Genomic DNA, 4,024 nt, shown 5'->3' on the forward strand with positions numbered 1-4,024 from the left:
GCGTCGCCTCGCCCGCCCGGGGGGCCACCCCGCCGACCCCGCCCAGGAGGCCCGCGCCGCGCGGGCCGCGGCGGGGGCACGACGGCTGGTGGCCCGTCCTGTTCGTGCTCCCCACGATGTTCGGTGTCGTGCTGTTCTACCTGTGGCCGATCATCCAGACCGGGTACTTCAGCTTCACCGAGTGGGGCGCCTTCGGCGGCCAGACGTGGGTGGGCACGGAGAACTACGCCCGTCTCGCCCGCGACCCCGACCTGGGCACGGCCGTCGTCAACACCCTCGTCTACACCGGCATCGTGCTGCTGGGCATCCCGGTCGCGATGTTCGTCGCGAGCCTGCTCAACCGCCCCGGCATGAGGTTCACCGCGTTCTACCGGGTGCTGTACTTCATGCCGTACGTCGCGATGCCCACCGCCGTCGCGATGGTGTGGCGCCTCATCTTCAACGGCGACTTCGGGATCCTCAACTGGGCGCTCGGGCTGGTCGGCATCGACGGGCCGGCCTGGACGTCGACGCCCGGCTTCGCCCTGGTGGCGGTGTCCGTCGTCGGCCTCTGGACGTCGCTCGGCTTCGCGATCATCATCCTGTCCGCGGGCCTCAAGAACATCCCGCCGGAGCTCTACGAGGCGGCGTCGCTGGACGGCGCGACACCCTGGCGGCAGTTCCGGTCGGTCACCGCCCCGCTGCTGACGCCGAGCATCTTCTTCGTCACCGTCATCACGGTCATCAACGGGTTCCAGCTCTTCGACCTGCTGTATGCCCTGATGGGCCAGGCGAACCCCGCGATCCAGCAGACGCAGTCGCTCGTGTACCTCTTCTACAACGAGGCGTTCCTGCGCAACGACAAGGGCTTCGCGGCCGCCCTCGCGATGGTGATCCTGCTCATCGTCGGCGCCGTCACCCTGCTCCAGTTCCGCATGCAGAGGAGGTGGGTCACCTATGCCTGACACGACCCTCACGGCAGCACCGCTCCCGTCGGCGGCCACGCCCCGGCCGCCCCGGCGCCGCACGTCGCGCCACGGGTCCAACACGTGGGCCCACGTGCTCCTCGCCGTCGGCGGCGCGGTCATGGTGTTCCCGTTCGTCTGGCAGCTGCTCACGTCCCTGTCCACGAACGCCCAGGTGATGAGCGTGCCCCCGGTCTTCTGGCCGGGGGAGCTCCAGTGGGGCAACTACGCCGAGGTGTTCTCCAAGCTCCCGTTCCTCCAGGAGTTCTGGGTCTCGGTCTCCATCACCGCGGTGCGCACCGTCGGCCAGCTCGTGCTGTGCTCGATGGCGGGCTACGCGTTCGCCCGCATGCGGTTCCCGCTGCGCGGGGTGCTGCTGGCGCTCGTGCTGTCGATCCTCATGGTGCCGTCGCAGGTGTACCTCATCCCGCAGTACCAGATCATCAACGAGCTCGGCTGGTTGAACACCGTGGCAGGCATCGCCGCCCCGGGCGTCTTCAGCGCCTTCGGCACCTTCCTCATGATGCAGTTCTTCAAGGGCGTGCCGGACTCGCTCGAGGAGGCGGCCCGCCTCGACGGCGCCAACCCGTTCCAGGTCTTCACCCGCGTGATGCTGCCGCTCGCGGGCCCCAGCCTCGGGGCGTTGACGATCATCACCGTGCTCTGGTCGTGGAACGACCTCCTGTGGCCTCTCGTGGTCTCGACCAGGGCAGAGAGCATGCCCCTCGCGGCGGGGATCGCGACGTTCGCCGGGCGCACCACCACCGACTACACGGTGATGATGGCGGCCAGCGTCCTCGCGATGGCGCCGATCCTCCTGCTCTTCGTCGTCATGCAACGCCGCGTGATCGACGGCCTCGCCCACTCCGGACTCAAGTAGGAGCACGATGACTGCTGCAGAGCCTTCCCCCACCCTCACCGTCGGCCTCGTCGGCGCCGGCGGCATCGCACGGGCCCACGCCCCGGCGTGGCGCGCCCTCGGCGCCGACGTGGTCGTCCACTCGGTCGACGGCGCGGCCGAGCTCGCCGCCGCGCACGGCGGGCGTGCGGTCGCCACGCTCGCCGAGCTCCTCGACGTCGTCGACGTCGTCGACGTCGTCACCCCGACGCCCACGCACCTCGAGGTGGCCTCCGCGGCGTTCGCCGCCGGCCGCCACGTGCTCTGCGAGAAGCCTCTGGGCCGCACCTCGGCCGACGCGGTCGCGCTGCTGGAGGCGGCGCGCGCCGCCGACCGCCAGCTCTACCCCGGGCACGTCGTGCGGTTCTTCCCCGAGTACGCGCTGATGCGTGCCGCCGTGCAGGCGGGCGAGATCGGGACGCCCGCCGTCCTCCGCTTCGCCCGCGGCGGCACGTTCCCCGCCTGGTCGCCGTGGTTCGCCGACGACGCCCTCTCCGGCGGGGTCGTCCTCGACCTCATGGTCCACGACCTCGACCTCGCCCGGTGGGTCGCGGGCGAGGTCACCACCGTCTACGCGACGCGGCGGTCTCTGCAGGAGGACGGTCGTCCGCACACCCTGGCGCACGTGGTGCTCACGCACGCGGGCGGTGCGATCACCCACGTGCGCGGACTGTGGGGCGCGCCGCACACGACGTTCCGCACGTCGTTCCACGTCGCCGGCGACGCCGGGGTGCTGAGCTTCGACTCCGCGTCGGCCGGCGGCGTCCGCGCCGACCTGCCGCCCGTCCCGACCGGCGGCCAGGACCGGCCCGCACCCGCCGCGGGGGAGAGCCCTTACCTCACGGAGATCCGGGAGCTCGCGACGGCGTTCGCGGCGTCGCCGACCACCCTGGCCGCCGACGACCCGCGTCGCCCGCGGGTCAGCGCCGTCGACGGCGTCGTCGCCGTCGACCTCGCCGAGGCCGCCCTGGCCTCGATCGCCTCCGGCCGACCCGTCGCCGTCGACACCGCCGGCCGGGCGCGCGAGCTCGGGGACGCCCCCGTGCCCGCACCCACCACCGCCGCCCTCGCGACCACCGGGAGCCGAGCATGACCGCCCGCACCGCCCACGCCCCGACCGCCGGGGACGCACGCGCCCTGCGCGTCGCCGTCCTGTCGTTCGCGCACGTGCACGCCGCGTCGTACATCGCCCTCCTGCGCGACCGGCCCGACGTCGAGCTCCTCACCGCCGACCCGGACTCCGCCACCGCCCCCGACGACGAGCTGCGCGGCCCCGAGTTCGCCGCGCAGCACGGCGCCCCCTACGTCGACACGTACGCCGAGGCGCTCGCATGGGGCCCCGACGCGGTGATCGTCTGCGCGGAGAACGCCCGCCACCGGGACGTCGTGCTCGCCGCTGCCGCCGTCGGTGCGCACGTGCTGTGCGAGAAGCCGCTGGCCACCCGCGTCGAGGACGCCGAGGCGATGGTCGAGGCGTGCGACGCCGCCGGCGTGCGCCTCATGACCGCCTATCCCGTGCGGTTCAGCCCCGAGTTCGCCACGCTGCGCGACCTCGTCGCGGCGGGGACCCTCGGCACCGTCCTGGGAGGCACGGGCACGAACAACGGCAAGGTCCCGGCGGGCCGCGCATGGTTCACCGACCCGGAGCTGGCCGGCGGCGGGGCGCTCGCGGACCACGTGGTGCACGTCGCCGACCTGCTCGACGCCCTGCTCGGCGAGGAGGCGGTCGCCGTCCGCGCCGTGACCAACCGCGTGCTGCACGGGGACGACCCGCGGGTGCGCGCCGAGACCGGCGGGCTGGTGAGCCTCACGTACGCCGGCGGCGCGGAGGTCACGATCGACTGCTCCTGGTCCGTGCCCGACGGCGCGGCGACCTGGGGCGGCCTCACCCTGCAGCTCGTGGGCACGGGCGGGACGGTCGAGATCGACCCGTTCGGCGCGCACGTCGGCGGCCTCGTGGCGGGCGGGACGCGCCAGGCCTGGCTCGGGTTCGGCGAGAACCTGGACCGGCTGATGCTGGAGCACTTCCTGGACTGCGTCCGCACGGGGACGACGCCGGGCCCGGACGGGCGGGCCGGCCTGCGGACCCTGCGCGTGGTCGCAGCCGCCCAGGAGTCCGCCGCCGCCGGCGGCGAGGTCGTGCGCCTCGCCGGCTGAGCGCGGACGCGACGGAGCCGGGCAC

The 4,024-nt window shown here is 73.6% G+C and carries 4 protein-coding genes; all 4 read left to right on the top strand.

The window, feature by feature from the left end:
* On the top strand, positions 1–944 hold a 944-nt coding region (locus tag ACFT55_RS19430), incomplete at its 5' end, for a carbohydrate ABC transporter permease (RefSeq protein ID WP_380245491.1).
* Entirely contained in the window at positions 937–1,824 is an 888-nt protein-coding gene (locus ACFT55_RS19435; RefSeq protein WP_380245492.1) for a carbohydrate ABC transporter permease, read from the top strand. The genes ACFT55_RS19430 and ACFT55_RS19435, both read left to right, overlap by 8 nt.
* A gap of 7 nt (positions 1,825–1,831) precedes the next feature.
* Entirely contained in the window at positions 1,832–2,935 is a 1,104-nt protein-coding gene (locus tag ACFT55_RS19440; protein ID WP_380245493.1) for a Gfo/Idh/MocA family protein, read from the top strand.
* Positions 2,932–3,999, top strand: a complete 1,068-nt coding sequence (locus tag ACFT55_RS19445; protein ID WP_380245494.1) for a Gfo/Idh/MocA family protein — start codon at positions 2,932–2,934, stop codon at positions 3,997–3,999. Before ACFT55_RS19440 ends, ACFT55_RS19445 begins: the two co-directional genes overlap by 4 nt.
* Positions 4,000–4,024: the final 25 nt, after the last annotated feature.

Source organism: Isoptericola sp. NPDC057191, from assembly GCF_042670225.1.
Taxonomy (GTDB): Bacteria; Actinomycetota; Actinomycetes; order Actinomycetales; family Cellulomonadaceae; genus Isoptericola.